General features: G+C 57.9%; 12 protein-coding genes and 2 tRNA genes. 7 read left to right on the forward strand and 7 right to left on the reverse strand.

Annotated features, from left to right (window positions below; translation table 11 throughout):
* Positions 1-15 precede the first annotated feature (15 nt).
* Positions 16-1,419, forward strand: coding sequence for an aminopeptidase (locus MTP39_RS06765; protein ID WP_249241957.1), 1,404 nt, complete (start codon positions 16-18; stop codon positions 1,417-1,419).
* 153 nt (positions 1,420-1,572) lie between these two features.
* Entirely contained in the window at positions 1,573-2,418 is an 846-nt protein-coding gene (locus MTP39_RS06770) for a MerR family transcriptional regulator (protein WP_249241958.1), read from the forward strand.
* 6 nt (positions 2,419-2,424) lie between these two features.
* Here the strand turns inward: MTP39_RS06770 and MTP39_RS06775 are convergent, their stop codons facing one another.
* Positions 2,425-3,276: a polysaccharide deacetylase family protein gene (locus tag MTP39_RS06775; RefSeq protein ID WP_249241959.1), complete on the reverse strand. Its 852-nt coding sequence runs from the start codon at positions 3,274-3,276 to the stop codon at positions 2,425-2,427.
* A 248-nt stretch (positions 3,277-3,524) separates the two neighbouring features.
* On the opposite strand from MTP39_RS06775, the gene MTP39_RS06780 reads away from it, so the two are divergent.
* From MTP39_RS06780 to MTP39_RS06790, 3 genes are all read left to right on the forward strand, one after another.
* Positions 3,525-3,608: transfer RNA gene (locus tag MTP39_RS06780), tRNA-Leu, on the forward strand.
* A 38-nt stretch (positions 3,609-3,646) separates the two neighbouring features.
* Positions 3,647-3,729 (forward strand) — tRNA-Leu (locus MTP39_RS06785).
* Positions 3,730-4,040: 311 nt separating this feature from the next.
* A complete protein-coding gene (locus MTP39_RS06790; protein ID WP_249241960.1) occupies positions 4,041-5,894 on the forward strand; it encodes a sensor domain-containing diguanylate cyclase in 1,854 nt (617 codons plus the stop codon).
* 69 nt (positions 5,895-5,963) lie between these two features.
* Here the strand turns inward: MTP39_RS06790 and MTP39_RS06795 are convergent, their stop codons facing one another.
* The 5 genes from MTP39_RS06795 to MTP39_RS06815 all read right to left on the reverse strand — a co-directional run bounded on the left by MTP39_RS06795 (position 5,964) and on the right by MTP39_RS06815 (position 13,418).
* The gene (locus MTP39_RS06795; protein WP_249241961.1) at positions 5,964-7,595 is read right to left on the reverse strand and encodes a CTP synthase; all 1,632 of its coding nucleotides are present in this window, start codon (positions 7,593-7,595) and stop codon (positions 5,964-5,966) included.
* Positions 7,596-7,679: 84 nt separating this feature from the next.
* Entirely contained in the window at positions 7,680-8,258 is a 579-nt protein-coding gene (locus MTP39_RS06800; protein WP_249241962.1) for an ANTAR domain-containing response regulator, read from the reverse strand.
* Between the two features lie 33 nt (positions 8,259-8,291).
* Positions 8,292-9,611: a glutamine synthetase family protein gene (locus tag MTP39_RS06805; RefSeq protein ID WP_249241963.1), complete on the reverse strand. Its 1,320-nt coding sequence runs from the start codon at positions 9,609-9,611 to the stop codon at positions 8,292-8,294.
* A gap of 162 nt (positions 9,612-9,773) precedes the next feature.
* A complete protein-coding gene (locus tag MTP39_RS06810; protein ID WP_249241964.1) occupies positions 9,774-11,861 on the reverse strand; it encodes a glutamine synthetase III family protein in 2,088 nt (695 codons plus the stop codon).
* Positions 11,862-12,188: 327 nt separating this feature from the next.
* Positions 12,189-13,418, reverse strand: coding sequence for a class I SAM-dependent rRNA methyltransferase (locus MTP39_RS06815; RefSeq protein ID WP_249241965.1), 1,230 nt, complete (start codon positions 13,416-13,418; stop codon positions 12,189-12,191).
* 110 nt (positions 13,419-13,528) lie between these two features.
* On the opposite strand from MTP39_RS06815, the gene MTP39_RS06820 reads away from it, so the two are divergent.
* Positions 13,529-14,017: a CYTH domain-containing protein gene (locus tag MTP39_RS06820; protein WP_249241966.1), complete on the forward strand. Its 489-nt coding sequence runs from the start codon at positions 13,529-13,531 to the stop codon at positions 14,015-14,017.
* Between the two features lie 77 nt (positions 14,018-14,094).
* Complete coding sequence (locus tag MTP39_RS06825) at positions 14,095-14,646, forward strand: rhomboid family intramembrane serine protease (protein WP_005926404.1); 552 nt, start codon at positions 14,095-14,097, stop codon at positions 14,644-14,646.
* A gap of 313 nt (positions 14,647-14,959) precedes the next feature.
* Here the strand turns inward: MTP39_RS06825 and MTP39_RS06830 are convergent, their stop codons facing one another.
* The gene (locus tag MTP39_RS06830) at positions 14,960-15,562 is read right to left on the reverse strand and encodes a Type 1 glutamine amidotransferase-like domain-containing protein (RefSeq protein WP_249241967.1); all 603 of its coding nucleotides are present in this window, start codon (positions 15,560-15,562) and stop codon (positions 14,960-14,962) included.
* Between the last annotated feature and the right edge of the window lie 40 nt (positions 15,563-15,602).

Consider the following 15,602-nt stretch of genomic DNA (forward strand, 5'->3'; position numbering starts at 1 on the left):
AAGGAGCAAAAAATCATGAGCGAGAAACTTACTGCAAAAGAGTACGCCGAAAAGCTGCTCTACACCCCCGAATACGCTGCCGACAAGCAGGCAGACGTAAAGGAAAAGGCTGCTGCCTTTGCCGAGGGCTACAAGAAATTTATGGACAGCGCCAAGACCGAGCGCGAGGCTGCCGTTGTCAGCGAGCAGATGCTGCTGGCTGCCGGCTACAAGGCTTTTGAGCCCAAAAAGGCTTACGCCCCCGGCGAGAAGGTCTACTTCATTCAGGAGAACAAGGCCGTTGTGGCGGCTACCATCGGCCAGAAGCCCTATGAGGAGGGCTTCCGTCTGGTCATTGCCCACATCGACTGCCCCCGTCTGGACCTGCGTCCCAACCCTCTGTACGAGTCTGACCACATGAGCTACTTCCGCACCCACTACTATGGCGGCGTGCGCAAGTACCAGTGGGCTACCATCCCGCTGGCTATCCACGGCGTGTTCACCCGTGCCGACGGCTCCAGCGTCAACTTTGCCGTCGGTGAGGACGAGAACAATCCCGTGTTCTGCATCACCGACCTGCTGCCCCATCTGGGTGCCGAGCAGAACGAGCGCAAGCTCAGCGAGGGCATCAAGGGCGAGGAGCTGAACGTGCTCATCGGCTCTGACACCGTGGAGGAAGAGGACGTCAAGGAGGCTGTCAAGCTGAACACCCTCATCCTGCTGAACCAGAAGTACGGCATCACCGAGCGCGACTTCACCCGCGCCGAGATCGAAGTCGTGCCCGCTACCAAGGCACGCGATGTGGGCTTTGACCGCTCCATGATCGGTGCCTACGGTCACGATGACCGCGTGGATGCTTACCCCGCACTGCTGGCCGAGATCGAGACCAAGGACCCTGTGCACACCACCATCTGCGTGCTGACCGATAAGGAAGAGATCGGCTCCGACGGCGTGACCGGTATGCAGAGCATGTATGTGTTCCACTTTATGCAGCTGCTCTGCCGCGCTGCCGGTCAGGACGACATTCTGGCCTTCCGCAACAGCGTGTGCCTGTCTGCGGACGTGACCGCCGCCTTCGACCCCTCTTGGGCAAGCGCCTTTGAGAAGCAGAACGGCACCTACGCAGGCCGCGGTATTGCCATCTTCAAGTACACCGGCAGCCGCGGCAAGAGCTCTGCCAGCGATGCCAACGCCGAGCTGCTGGGCGACATCACCCGGATGCTGGATGCCAACAACGTGGCATGGCAGATCGGCGAGATGGGCCGTCTGGATCTGGGCGGCGGCGGCACCATTGCCAAGTATGTGGCAAACCGCGGCATCAAGGTGCTGGATATGGGTGTGCCTGTGCTGTCCATGCACTCTCCCTTCGAGGTCATCCATAAGACCGACCTGTACATGGCCTACCGCACCTTCAGCCTGTTCTGCCAGTCTGCGGACTAAAAAAATGCGTGTGCCGCAGCCTGCGGCATACACGCAATAAAATTATCTTTTCAGAGCCGTCTGCACATTTTTGTGCGGCGGCTCTGTTTTTTGCGCAAAACCCTTGACCTTCAACCGGCTTTAAGGTGTAATGTAAGGGCGGAGGTGAAGCAAATGAACATCAAACAGGCTTCCGAACAAAGCGGTGTGTCCGCCCCGAACATCCGCTTTTATGAAAAAGAAGGGCTCCTTACGCCGGCACGCCGACAGGGCAATGACTACCGCGATTATACCGCCGGGGATGTCCGCACCCTCAAGCTCATCCGTATGCTGCGGATGCTGGATGTGCCGCTGCCTACCATCAAGGCGGTACTGCGCGGGGAACAGCCTTTGCAGCAGGCGCTGCAAGCCCAGCAGACCGTGCTGGAACAGCAGGCGGCGCAGCTGGCGGCAGCCATGCAGTTTTGTGCCGACCTTGCCCGGCAGGCTCCGCAGACGGACACGCTGGACGTGGATGCCTGCCTGACCCGCATGGAAAGCCCCGCCCCGCAGCAGGGCTTCTTCTCCGGCTGGCTGCAGGATTACTGCACGCTGGCGCAGGTGCAGCACCAGAAGCACTTTTTCTTTATTCCGCAGGGCAGCATCAACACACCGCAGGAGTTTACGGCGGCGTTGCAGGCCTATGCAGAGGAAAAGGGGATGTGGTTCACCCTGACCAAAGAGGGGATGTACCCGGAGTTTTCGCTGGACGGCATCGCGTATAAGGCCTACCGCAACCCGGGCAAGTACCGGGACGAGATCTGCTGCGATGCTGTGCACCCCGAGCAGCTGGACGCCGGACTGCCCGCCCGGCGGGAGAAGTTGCTGCGCATCTTGCGCATCGCTGTGCCGTCGGTATGTACCTTTGCCGCCATTCTGGCGGCAGGGTGGGTGGTGACCGGTGGCGCAGGCTGGTTCTGGCTGGCGGCGCTGGTCTCTGCCGGGGTGCTGCTGGGACGCTGCTTTGAAAGGTGGCTGTAAGGCGCGTTACCCCAGCGGCAGCGCCTCGGCTACGGTCAAAAAGGTGTAGCCGTTATTCGTATACCACCGGATGATATCCGGCAGTGCCTCGGCGGTGGTGCGGGTGGTGGCAGAGTCGTGCATCAGCACCACGCAATGGGTCTGCTCGCCGGTCTCCCGCACCACGTTGCGGTAGATGGTATCCGCGCTGGGGTGCCCGCCCACGGCGTCCTCGGCGCAGACGTTCCAGTCTACCCACTGCCAGCCGCGTTGCTCCACCTCGGTTTTCAGCTGCGACATCAGCCCCTTGCCGCCGTAGCGGCGGCTCACGGTGTTGGTGCTGCCGCCGGGAAAGCGCAGGTAGCGGATGCTCTCTGCGTCCACATAGGGCGCAATGCGCTCCTTCAGCAGGGCGATATCCTTCCAGTAGGCGGCGCTGCTGCGGTAGATGTCGCTGTATTCGTGGGAGGCAGAGTGCAGCGCGATTTGGTGCCCGGCGGCAGCAGCCTGTGTGAGCAGGGGCAGGTATTTCTCGTTGTAGCCGGTGGCTACCACAAAAAAGGTGCCGTGCACCCCGGCGGCGTCCAGCGCAGCCAGCACCTCCGGGGTGGTCTTGCTGGGGCCGTCATCAAAGGTTAGGCAGACCCATTTTTCCGGCAGGGAAGGGGCAGCGGGCGTACCGGCATCGGATGCAGCCACTGCCGGTGCGGCAGGGGCAAAGGGACTGAAGTCCGGCGCGGCGGTCAGCTCGCCCAGCTTACAGCCCGCCGGTGCGCGTGCCGGTACCAGCCACCCTGCCGCAAACGCTGCCAGCGTTGCCGCCAGCAGCCCGCCCCATAGTCCGATGCGCCAGCCGGTGCGCTGCACAAATAGTTTCATACACAAACCCCTCCTTTGCTCTGGGCGCAGCGCCACAGGCAGACTTCCTACGAACAAATGACCTGTGAAATTGCCCGGAAAGCTGCTTTTGCGCGCGCTCTGCGCTGCTAATATAGATATGAAACTTAAAAAAACTTATGAGAAACAAAGAAACCACTTGACGAATTGCCGGAAATGTGTTACTATATGCAAGCAGTCCGCACCAACGGTTTTCTACCTCAAAAACCGGAGAACTGTAAAACAGGTATGCGAGGGTGGCGGAACTGGCAGACGCGCACGTTTGAGGTGCGTGTGGTTTATCCTTGGGGGTTCGAGTCCCCTCCCTCGCACCAGAAGGCAAGTCGGTTTTTGACTTGCCTTTTTTCTATGAGCAGAAGTGGTGGAATGGCAGACACGCTGGTTTTAGGCACCAGTTCCTAGTGAGTGAGGGTTCAAGTCCCTTCTTCTGCACCAGCAAAAGACCCGCAGCGGCCCTGAAAGTTCAGGCGCGGCCTGCGGGTTTTTTGTCTTTTTAAGCGGCAAAAGCAGGGTAACTCTGCGTGAATCGCCCTTAAAACAACACGAATCGCCCCGGGGATGTGTTGACAGGCTTTTTTGCGGAATGGTATAATGTTATTAGGAATAGTGTCGGTTTATATGGGAGCTGACACGCGGCACTTGTGCACTTTTGCGGAACTTTGTGCACAGCGCTTTGGCATAAAGCCTTTGGAAGAACGTATTGTGAAGAGGTCTGGCTGCGAGGCAGCCGGGGTGGGGGAAAACCTATGAAGCAGAAACAAAAAAATATACTGCTCATAGCAGGGATGCTGCTGGTGATGCTGGTAAGCATCTTTGTTTACAGCTTCTATACACAGAAGCAGATCTATCAGGAAAGCACGGCAAACCTGCTTTCCACCTATGGGCAGTCTGCCAAGACCTTTACCATGTTTGCGCAGCGCAACTGGAATATCCTGACCGACTGGGACGGCTACTTGGGCACCCTTGCGGAGCGGGGAGGACAGGAGGGGCAGTGGCAGGAGTATATCGCCCAAAAGGCTACCTGGCTGTACACGGATTTTTACCTGTTCAACGAGCAGTGCGAGTTCTGGACCACCGCCGGGCGGCAGGGCACAGCAGAGTACATGAAGGCGACTTTTGAAAAGCTGTATACCGAAAACAAGCCAGTGATCTCCAGCTATATCTCCAGTCAGGGCATCCGCAAGATCCTGTTTGCCATCCCTATGGAGCAGCCGCTGCAGTTGGACGGTACTACCTATACGGCGCTGGTGGTCAGCTACGACAACGCCGTGCTGGAAAAGCTGCTGGGCAGCATGGTCTATGAGGGACAGAGCGATTGCTATATCGTGCGCTCAAACGGCGATGTGGTGCTTTCCACCGAGACAAAGACCGAGATCACCGAGCAGATGACCAACCTGTTTGATTACTTACGGCAAAACGCCAGCGTGGATCAGCCCTACTATGACACCATGGTGCAGACCCTGCCGCAGGGTGGCGAGGGCTGCGTGCTGTTCACCATGAACGGGCAGAAATATTACCTGATCTATCAGCCGCTGGGGCTCATGGATTGGAGCATCATCGGCATCGTGCCCACCGGGGTGGTGGATGCCGGTATGCGCAAGGTGCAAAATGCTACCATTCTGGTTATTGCGCTGCTGGGGCTTCTGATCATAGCAGGCGTGGTAAAGATCCAACGTGACGCGGAACGCAGCCGCCGCCGGGAGCTGGAGCGCCGCCGGGAGACGAGCGATATGATGTTTGCAGGCATGGCACGCGTTGTGGAGCGCTTTGTGGTATGCGATCTGGACCGCGACCGCTACCAGTACCACGAGCGGCGCGGGGAACCGCTGTACCCGCCGGAGGGCTCCTACCGGCAAATGCTGGAGCAGATATCGCGCAAGTATGTGGTGCTGACCGACACCGAAAACGCCAAGATCACCCAGATGCTGGCCCCGGAAAACCTGCGCAGGCTGATCAAAACGGACAACGACTCCCTCAAGCTGGAATATGCTGCCCGCGATAAAAGCGCGTTTTTCATGATGACAGTGGTTCCCATGGCATGGAAGAGTGACCGCCTGACCCGTGTGATGATAATCACACAGGATATGGGCAAGCAGCACCTGCTGCAAAGCCTTGCCAACACCGATGGCCTGACCGGGTTGCTGAACAAGCGCTATTTTGACCGGGTGCTGACAGTGCTGGAGCAGCACAGCCAGCCCTTTGCACTGTTCTATATGGACTTGGATCGCTTCAAGCCGGTCAACGATACCTACGGCCATGATGTGGGCGATGAGCTGCTGAAGGGCGTTTCCCAGCGGCTGCAGGGCTGCATCCGCAGCCGGGACTACGCCTTCCGTCTGGGCGGCGATGAGTTCGCTCTGCTGCTGCTCGGCCCGATGAAGCCGGAGGCCTGCGCCAGCAAGATGAATATGATTTGTGAGATGGTCGCTGTGCCCTACGAGATCGACGGCAATACCGTGAGTGTGGGTGCCAGCTGCGGTTACGCCCTGTACCCCGCCGAAAGCGTGGATGTGCAGCAGGTGCGCTACATCGCCGACCAGCGGATGTACGAGAATAAGCAGGCAAACCACGCCAGACAGGACGGCGCGGAAGGCATTTGAAATCGTTATACATAAAGCAAGGCCGCAGCACGGTATTTTGTGCTGCGGCCTTGCCGTTATATTATGCTGTTACAGATGCAGCATATCCCGCTTGGCGGCAGCGCGGTAGCGCAGCGCAGCGGCAATAAAGCCCTTGAACAGGGGATGTGCGCGGTTGGGGCGGCTCTTGAACTCCGGGTGGAACTGTGCACCCAGATGGAAGTCGCGGCCGGGCAGCTCCACAGTCTCCACCAGATGGCCGTCCGGGCTTGTGCCGGAGATGACCAGCCCGGCGTCCTGCATCTCCTGCCGGAAGTCGTTGTTGAACTCGTACCGGTGGCGGTGGCGCTCCCAGATCTCGCTCTCGCCGTAGCACTCGGCCATCTTGGTGCCGGGCGCCACCGCGCAGGGGTACTTGCCCAGACGCATGGTGCCGCCCTTGGGAATGTTGCCCTGCTGGTCCGGCATCAGGGAGATGACGTTGTGGGCACCGTCCGGGGTGAACTCGCTGGAATTAGCGTCCTTGTAGCCCAGCACATTGCGGGCAAATTCAATGACCATGATCTGCATACCAAGGCAGATGCCAAAGCAGGGAACACGGTTCTCGCGGGCATACTGGGCGGCTTGGATCATGCCCTCGATGCCGCGGTCGCCAAAGCCGCCGGGCACGATGATGCCGTCCACGTCCGCAAAGGCCTCCTTGCAGGCGGCCTGATCGGTCAGATCCTCACTTTCCACCCAGCGGATCTCCACCTGACTGTCGTTCTCAAACCCGGCATGGTACAGGCTTTCCATCACCGAGAGGTAAGCGTCGTGCAGCTTGACGTACTTGCCCACCAGTGCAATGGTGCAGGTCTTGCTGCGGGTGGCAATGCGGGAGACCACCTGCTTCCACTCGGTCAGGTCGGCAGGGGGAACATCCAGATGCAGCTGCTGCACCACCACATCGTCCAGACCGTTGGTGTGCAGCATCAGCGGGCACTGGTAGAGGCTGGGCATGGTCAGATTCTCGATGACGCACTCCGGCTTGACATTGCAGAAGGTGCTGATCTTGCGGCGGATGTCGCTGCCCACGCTGCCGTCTGCGCGCAGGATGATGATGTCGGGGCTTACGCCCATGCCTTGCAGCTCCTTGACCGAGTGCTGCGCAGGCTTGGATTTGTATTCGTCCGAGCCGGAGATGTAGGGCACCAGCACCACATGGATGAAGCAGCAGTTCTCCCGTCCCTGCTCCAGACCGACCTGACGGATGGCCTCAAGGAAAGGCTGGCTCTCGATATCGCCGGTGGTGCCGCCGATCTCGGTAATGACCACATCTGCCTCGGTGGAGGAGGCCAGGTTGTAGATGTAGCTCTTGATCTCGTTGGTGATGTGGGGGATGATCTGCACCGTCTGTCCCAGATAAGCGCCCTGACGCTCCTTGTTCAGCACGTTCCAGTACACCTTGCCGGTGGTCAGGTTGGAGTACTTGTTTAGATTTTCGTCAATAAAGCGCTCGTAGTGTCCCAGATCCAGATCGGTCTCGGTGCCGTCATCGGTCACGAACACCTCGCCGTGCTGCAGCGGGCTCATGGTGCCCGGGTCCACGTTCACATAGGGGTCCAGCTTCTGGCTGGCCACCTTCAGGCCGCGGCACTTCAAAAGCCGACCCAGAGATGCAGCGGTAATGCCTTTGCCAAGACCGGAGACCACGCCGCCGGTCACAAAAATAAATTTTGCCATAAAAATATACCTTCCTCTGTCGTAAAATAAAACTTTCCTATAAAAGGCTCGCTCCCGGCGCACCCCTTTCCCTGCGGGTGCGTCTCATTCGCTTCTGTCAGCGTACTCCTCCAGCACCTCCTGCGCCACCTCGGCGCGGTCGCGGCGGGTGTCCATGGCCTGTTTTTCAAGGTAGCGGTGCGCTTCGGACTCGGTCATGTGGGCGTGCTCTACCAGACAGCACTTTGCCCGGCTGATCAGCCGCAGCTGCCCGATCTTGTCCTGCAGGCGAGCGTTCTCCTGCCGCAGACGCTGCAGGCGGTGGTTGCCGGCAGCTGCCATGTGCATGGCCTGCAAAAACAACGGGGTGGTGAAGGGTTTGCTCAGCAGCAGCACCCCCTGCTCGTTCAGGGGGGCAAGCAATTGTTCAGCCTGTGCGGCCTTTACCAGAAAGACCACACCGGCATCGGTCTGCTCCACGGCGGTGATGCACAATTCGTGCCCGAACTCATCGGGCAGGGGAGCGTTGACAACGATCAACTCAAAATCAGATTCCGACATTCTGCGCCGCGCCTCGGCTCCGCTGGGAATGATCACCGGGCGGCTGTAACCCATCTCGGACAGCCGTGCGGCAATATATTCGTTGGAGTTGGCACCGGCGCTTACGATCAGTGCGCGTCCCATTTTCCGCACTCCTTTCTCCTGCGCAGGCAGGGATCAGATGGCGTTGAAATAGTAGACGCGCTCGTGCTCGGCCTGGTCAGGCGCACTCCGCAGTGCGGCGCAGCGCTTCAGCTCCTCCGAGAAATAGCGTTTAGAAAGCCCCTCCGGCAGCACCTTGCGCAAGAACTCGCTCTCCTCGGCTACCTGTACGGCCTCCTCAAGGGTAGCGGGCAGGGTCTCAAGGCCAAGTCCCTCGGCCTCGGCGGCATCGAACAGGTTACGGTTCACCGGCGGGGGCAACACCATGCGCTGCTCAATGCCGTCCAGTCCGGCAGCCAAAATCAGGCCAATGGCCAGATACGGGTTGCAGGCGGGGTCTGGGCTGCGCAGCTCCATGCGGCAACTGTCGCCCTTGACCATGGGGATGCGCACCAGCTGGCTGCGGTTTTGGCGGCTCCAGCTCACATAGCGGGGCGCTTCGTCACAGCCAAAGCGCTGGTAGCTGTTGGGCAGGGGATTGGTGAACACGGTCAGTTCCCGGCTGTGGGCCAGTACACCGGCCATAAAGCTGCCTGCTACGCTGTCCGGGGCAATATCGCCCTCAAACAGGTTTTTGCCGTCCATGTAAAGCGAGAGGTTGATGTGCAGCCCGCTGCCGGCCTGCTGGGGCAGGGGCTTGGGCAGAAAGCTGGCGTGCAGACCATTGCGCATGGCAATGGCACGGACGATCTGCTTAAAGGTCATCACGTTGTCGGCGGTTTTCAGCGGTCCGGCATAGCGGCAGTCGATCTCGTTCTGGCCGTTGCCGCTTTCGTGGTGGCTGTGCTGGGGTGCCATACCCATCTGCTCCATGGTCAGGCAGATATCCCGGCGCAGGTTTTCACCCGCATCCAGCGGTGCTACGTCAAAATATCCGCCAAAGTCAATGGGAATGCAGGTGGGGCGGCCACGGTCGTCCTTTTCAAACAGATAAAACTCGCACTCGGTGCCCACGTTGCAGGTAAGTCCCAGCTTTTTGAATTTGCGGTTCATATCCCGCAAAAAGCCGCGGCAGTTGCCGCTAAAGGCTGCGCCGTCCGGCATTTCCACATCGCAGAAGAACTGCATCACTCGGCCTTCGGTGGGACGCCACGGCAGGATGGTCACGGTGGAAAGATCCGGCCGCAGTACAAGATCGCTTTCCTCAACGTGCATAAAGCCTGCAATGGAACTGCCGTCAAAGCACACGCCCTCTTCCAGCGCCTTGGACAGATTGCTTGCCAGCACGGCAATGTTCTTCTGGGTGCCAAAGATATCGCAGAAGGCAAAGCGCACAAATTTGACGTTGTTGTCCTCCACGAAATCCAGAATATCCTGTTGGGTGGAATAGCTCATAAATAACCCCCCTTACAAAAAATTCATTTCAAGTAAAACGCCCAAAGGCCTGCCCTCAAAAAGGGAGCAGGTCTTTGGGCTGGTGTAAGAAATAGGAAAAGGAGAATGGCTAATTGATCCGGCAGCCGGCGGATGCTTATTTTTTACGTTGTCAGGAGATTATCAGACGTAGTAAAGCATCTTGCTGTAGCTGGGCAGAGGCCAGTAATCCTCGCCGCAGATAGTCTCGGCATCGTCGGCAGCGGCGCGCAGGGCGTCCATCACCGGGAGAACGTTATCGTGGAAGGCAACGGCCTTCTCGCTCTCGGTGGGCAGTGCCTTGGCGGCATTCACGGCATCCTGCAGGGTGTCGATGGCATCGCTCATGGCATCGGCGTCAGAAGAAAGCTTTTCCAAAGTCTTGGTCTCGCTGTGCACGCTGATGTGCTCGCTGACAGCCAGCTTGGAGGCAGCGGTGTTGGCAACCTCGCTCATGTAGGCGTTGATGGCGGGCAGCAGCTGCTTGCGGGCCATCTCCAGCATGGTCAGAGCCTCGATGTTGATGATCTTGGAGTAATGCTCCATCTCAACCTCGTAGCGGCTCTCCATCTCCACCTTGGTCAGCACGCCGAACTCTTCCATCAGGGCGATGTTCTTGGGCTCGACCAGTGCGGGCAGAGCAGCGGGAGTATTCTTCTTGTTGGGCAGGCCGCGCTTGGCTGCTTCGGCCTCCCACTCGGCGGTGTAGCCGTTGCCGTTGAAGATGACGCGGCGATGGTCGCGGATGGTGCGCTTTACCAGAGCGATGGCAGCGCTGGTAAAGTCCTCAGCGCCTTCCAGCTCGTCGGCGTAGCCCTTCAGCTCCTTGGCAACAGCGGTGTTCAGAATGGTGTCGCAGTCGCTCAGGTTCTGAGAAGAGCCGGGCATACGGAACTCGAACTTGTTGCCGGTAAAGGCAAAGGGAGAGGTGCGGTTGCGGTCGGTGGTGTCCTTGCTGAATTTAGGCAGCACGTCCACACCCAGATCCATCTTCATCTTGACGGGGCCGGCATAGGGGGAATCGGATGCAATCGCATCGATCACAGCCTCCAGCTCCTCGCCCACGAAGATGGAGATGATAGCCGGGGGTGCCTCGTTGGCGCCCAGACGGTGATCGTTGCCCGGGGTAGCCACGGAGGTGCGCAGCAGGTCGGCGTACTCGTCCACAGCCTTGATGACGGCGGCAAGGAACACCAGGAACTGCAGGTTCTCCATGGGGGTGTCGCCGGGATCCAGCAGGTTCTCCTCGGTGGTGGACAGCGACCAGTTGTTGTGCTTGCCGCTGCCGTTCACGCCTTCAAAGGGCTTCTCGTGCTGCAGGCAGACCAGACCATACTTGGGAGCGATCTTTTTCATCATCTCCATGGTCAGCAGGTTGTGGTCGATGGCGACGTTGGTGGTATCGAAGATGGGAGCAAGCTCGTGCTGGCAGGGAGCGACCTCGTTGTGCTTGGTCTTGGCGGGCACGCCCAGCTTCCACAGCTCCTCGTCCAGCTCCTTCATGAACTCGGAAACCTCGGGACGAATCACGCCGAAGTAGTGCTCCTCCAGCTCCTGACCCTTGGCAGAGGGAGCGCCGAACAGGGTGCGGCCGGTGAGGATCAGATCCTGACGTGCCTCGTAGTCCTCCTTCTTGACAAGGAAGTACTCCTGCTCGGGGCCAACGGTGGTGGAAACGTAGTCCACATCCTTGCCGAACAGCTTCAGGATACGGATAGCCTGACCGGACAGTGCGTTCATGGAACGCAGCAGGGGAGTCTTTTTATCCAGAGCCTCGCCGGTGTAGCTGACGAATGCGGTGGGGATGCACAGCACATCATCCTTCACAAAGGCGTAGCTGGTGGGGTCCCATGCGGTGTAGCCGCGTGCTTCGCAGGTAGCGCGCAGACCGCCGGAAGGGAAGGAGGATGCATCGGGCTCGCCGCGTACCAGCTCCTTACCGGAGAACTCCATGATGGCGGTGCCGTCGCCCACGGGGCTGACGAAGCCATCGTGCTTCTCGCTGGTGATGCCGGTCAGGGGCTGGAACCAGTGGGTGTAATGGGTGGCACCCAGTTCCATAGCCCAGCGCTTCATCACGCTGGCAACGACGTTTGCCACCTCAATATCCAGCGGAGCACCCTTGTGCAGGGTGTTCTTCAGGCTCTTGTAAGTAGCGCTGGGCAGGCGCTCCTTCATAACGTGCTCATTAAAGACCTTGCTGCCGTAGATCTCCATAACATTTGCTGCCATAAATCCTACTCCTTACTTGATCTTACTTTCTTATACGCTTCGAGCCTGCCGCAATGCAGAAGCCCAAAGCACGGATAACATTTTAACAAAAACGGCGCTGCGAGTCAGGAGGTGACCCACAGCGCCGTTGCTGTCTATGGCTAAGATTATAGTCCTTGCGGGCAAAAAAGGCAATTGACAAAACTGACGATTCTGCACAAACACGATCTCGGATTTTTGGAACAACCGCGATTGGTATGACTTTTACACCGGAAAAGCCCCGTTCAGGACAGCTTTCTCTGGCTGAAAGGTGCGCAGCGCGCGGCAATTGTTCTTATTGTAAAAGCATCAGATGACCTGAAACAGGAAAAACTTGAGGTAGTTCGTCTCCGGTACGCCCCACAGAATGGGGTGATCCGGTGCCTGCTGCTTTACCTCGATCTGCCGCAGCTGCCGGTGAGCGTCCTTAGCGGCGGCGCGCAGCATCTTGATGAACAACTCCTCGGTGGCAAAGTGGGAGCAGCTGGCAGTAGCCAGATACCCGCCCCGGGGCAGCAGCTTCATGGCGCGGTAGTTGATCTCCTTGTAGCCGCGCATGGCATTCTCCACCGTGCGGCGCGCCTTGGTAAAGGCAGGGGGATCCAGAATGATAAAGTCGTAGGGGTGGCCCTCCTTTTCCAGCCGGGGCAGTAGCTCGAAGGTGTCCTCGCAGAGGAAGTCCATGTTGGTCAGGCCATTGCGGTCGGCGTTGCGCTTTGCCATGGCAATGGCCTCGGCGCTGATGTCGGCAGCGGTCACCCGTGCAGCCCCGCCCTTGGCAGCGTTCAAGGCAAAGCTGCCGGTGTGGGTAAAGCAGTCCAGCACGGTATGCCCGGCGGCAAGGCGTGCCACAGCCCGGCGGTTATATTTCTGGTCAAGGAAAAAGCCGGTCTTTTGCCCGTTTTCAAAGTCCACATGGTAGTACACGCCGTTTTCACAGATCTCGGTCTGGGTGGTTTCCGGGTGGCTCTCGCCGGGCAGGGTAAACCAGCCCTTATTTTGTTCCAGCCCCTCCTTGGCGCGCAGGGCTTCGTCATTGCGCTCATAGATGCCGTCAATGGTCTGTCCGTCCGCCCGCAGCACCTCAGCCAAAAGCGGGAAGAGCACCGGCTTCAGCTTTTCCATGCCCACGCTCAGGGTCTGGGTGACCAGAACATTGTTGAACCGGTCCACCGTCAGCCCGGGGAACTGGTCGGCCTCGCCAAAGATGAAGCGGCAGGCGGAAAGGTCGGCAGGTTCCAGCACGGTCTTGCGGTAAGCCCATGCGTACTCCACCCGGCGCCGCCAGAAGGCGGCGTCAAAGGTATCGTTGGCGTTGCGGGAGATCAGCCGCACCCGGATCTTGCTTTTCAGCGAGAGAAAGCCGGTGCCGAGATAGGAACCCTTGGGGCTGACCACATCCACCAGCGTGCCGTTTTCCGGCTCGGTGCCGGGTGCTTCCAGAATATCGTTCTCGTACACCCATGGGTGCCCGCCCACCAAAAGACCTTCGGCGTGCTTGTTGACTTTATATACAGGATAAGTGCGTTCGTTTTTCATAAAATGCTCCTTCAACTAAGAATGCGCAAAATCATACTTGTTCTGCTCTTTATCATAACATAAAAATATGGTAGAATAAATACAAAATTTTGCGGAAGGAAGAGAACGCTATGGAGATCGAACGCAAATGGATGGTGACCGGCTGGCCGCAGGGGCTGCCCCTTGAGGAAGAGTTCACCATGCGACAGGGCTATATCAGCGTGCAGCCCACGGTGCGCATCCGGGAGGAGGCGCTGACCGGCGGCAGCACCGACTATATCCTCTGCTTCAAGTCCGCAGGGGGCTTGGCGCGGGAGGAGATCGAGCGCAGCATCGACAAGGATCTGTTTGTGCAGCTGGAAGAGAAGATCATCGGCAAGCCCCTGATCAAAAAGGTGCGCCGGAGCTACCGCCTGCCGGACGGCGCAGTGCTGGAGGTGAACCATGTGGACGAGGGCCTGCCCACAGCGTTCTGGTACGCCGAGGTAGAGTACCCCACGGTGGAAGCCGCGCTCAGCTGGCAGCCTGCGGCCTGCGGCCTTGCGGCGTACCTCAACGATGAAGTAACGAACCAGCCCGGCCAGAGCATGGGCGCATACTGGGTGCAAACCAGAGGGTAAAGCCGATAATACTGTGAAGGGAATGACTGTTTACGAAGAAGATCAAGCTGAAACTGGAGCTCCAGTATAACTCGCCGGTGATCCTTACCTTTTTTCTGCTGTCCATGCTGGTACTGCTGGCAGACGGCTGGACGAACGGCTGGAGCACCATGAACCTGTTCTGCGTGTACCGCTCCTCGTGGCGGGACCCGCTGGGCTACATCCGGCTGTTCGGCCATGTGCTGGGTCATGCAAACTGGGAGCATTTTCTTAACAATATGCTGCTGCTGTTGGTGGTGGGCCCGCCCATGGAGGAAAAATACGGCAGCATCCCGCTGCTCAAGGGCATTTTGTTCACCGCGCTGGTCACCGGCGTGCTGCAGTGTATCCTGTTCCCCCACACGGGGCTGTTGGGTGCATCCGGCATCGTGTTCATGCTCATCATGCTGTCCTCGCTGGCGGGCTTCTCCGGCGGCATCCCGGTCACTATGCTGCTGGTGGCGGCGCTGTACTTCGGCCAGCAGGTGTATGATATCATCTTTGTGCACGATAACGTGGCAAACTTTATGCACATCGTGGGCGGTTTGTGCGGTACCGCCTTCGGTTATTACTGCGCCCTCCACCGCCGCCCGGCGCGCAGCCGTAGATAAAAAAGAAGAATTATGGATAAAAACGGGATACCGGAGCGTCTGTGGACGCTCCGGTATCCCGTTTATACAAGAAAGAAAATAATGAGTGCGGCAAACTGGAACTTGTCGGGGCAAAGCCCCTCCATCTTGCTACGCAAGACCATTCTGTCGCTTAAAGTCCCCACTGGGGACTTCATTGCTGCGCTGCGCTTCGCAAACGCGAACTTGTCGGGGCAAAGCCCCTCCATCTTGCTACGCAAGACCGTTCTGTCGCTTAAAAGCCCCACTGGGGCTTTCATTGTTCTGCTTCGCTCCACAAACGCGAATTTTCAAATTAGTCTTTGCAAATAACCTTTGAACCTTCACCATCAATTACAATTCCCTGACGGTTGTTAATTGGGCATAGATTCAAATCCGAAAACTCCGTCATTATTTTCTCGGTAACTTTCTTAAATGGTGCTGTAAGATAATGCGGAAGAACATAGAAATCAATCAAATCAAGCCCTGCATCATCTTCTTGTGAGTAGTCCTCCGGCTTTTCATCCATTTGCTCGATATATTGGATGCTTGGAGCGCATATAATCGCACCTGCCGACTCGCCAATCATCAGTTTTCCCTTTGCCAATTCTTTCTTCAACAGATCATCCGTTCCCGTTTTACGGAGCTGGTCTATAAGGAAAAAAGAATTTCCGCCGGTAAAATATATCACATCCGCATCTTCAAAAACAGACTGTATCGTTGAATAAGCCTCCGTTGAAATATCAATTTCAGTTACGATTGCTCCCAACTTTTTGAATAATTTTCGAGCCGAGCCGACATAACCGGTGTAGCCTTCACGCAGCGAAGCTGTTGGAATAAATGCGACTTTCTTATTTTCAATTTCTTCCTTTATCAGACTTCCTACACTTGAAAAGTGCGAACATAAAAATAGTTTCATCAATATTCTCCTTTATAAATCCCGATTTGTTGAACTAAGC

Source organism: Faecalibacterium sp. I3-3-33 (assembly GCF_023347295.1).
GTDB lineage: Bacteria > Bacillota > Clostridia > Oscillospirales > Ruminococcaceae > Faecalibacterium.

Excerpts from the sequence above, each read along its gene's own strand:
- MTP39_RS06775 (WP_249241959.1), bottom strand. The coding sequence starts at position 3,276 with ATGAAACTATTTGTGCAGCGCACCGGCTGGCGCATCGGACTATGGGGC.
- MTP39_RS06815 (WP_249241965.1), bottom strand. The coding sequence starts at position 13,418 with ATGAAAAACGAACGCACTTATCCTGTATATAAAGTCAACAAGCACGCC.
- MTP39_RS06820 (WP_249241966.1), top strand. The coding sequence starts at position 13,529 with ATGGAGATCGAACGCAAATGGATGGTGACCGGCTGGCCGCAGGGGCTG.
- MTP39_RS06795 (WP_249241961.1), bottom strand. The coding sequence starts at position 7,595 with ATGGCAAAATTTATTTTTGTGACCGGCGGCGTGGTCTCCGGTCTTGGC.
- MTP39_RS06800 (WP_249241962.1), bottom strand. The coding sequence starts at position 8,258 with ATGGGACGCGCACTGATCGTAAGCGCCGGTGCCAACTCCAACGAATAT.
- MTP39_RS06765 (WP_249241957.1), top strand. The coding sequence starts at position 16 with ATGAGCGAGAAACTTACTGCAAAAGAGTACGCCGAAAAGCTGCTCTAC.
- MTP39_RS06830 (WP_249241967.1), bottom strand. The coding sequence starts at position 15,562 with ATGAAACTATTTTTATGTTCGCACTTTTCAAGTGTAGGAAGTCTGATA.
- MTP39_RS06790 (WP_249241960.1), top strand. The coding sequence starts at position 4,041 with ATGAAGCAGAAACAAAAAAATATACTGCTCATAGCAGGGATGCTGCTG.
- MTP39_RS06810 (WP_249241964.1), bottom strand. The coding sequence starts at position 11,861 with ATGGCAGCAAATGTTATGGAGATCTACGGCAGCAAGGTCTTTAATGAG.
- MTP39_RS06770 (WP_249241958.1), top strand. The coding sequence starts at position 1,573 with ATGAACATCAAACAGGCTTCCGAACAAAGCGGTGTGTCCGCCCCGAAC.
- MTP39_RS06805 (WP_249241963.1), bottom strand. The coding sequence starts at position 9,611 with ATGAGCTATTCCACCCAACAGGATATTCTGGATTTCGTGGAGGACAAC.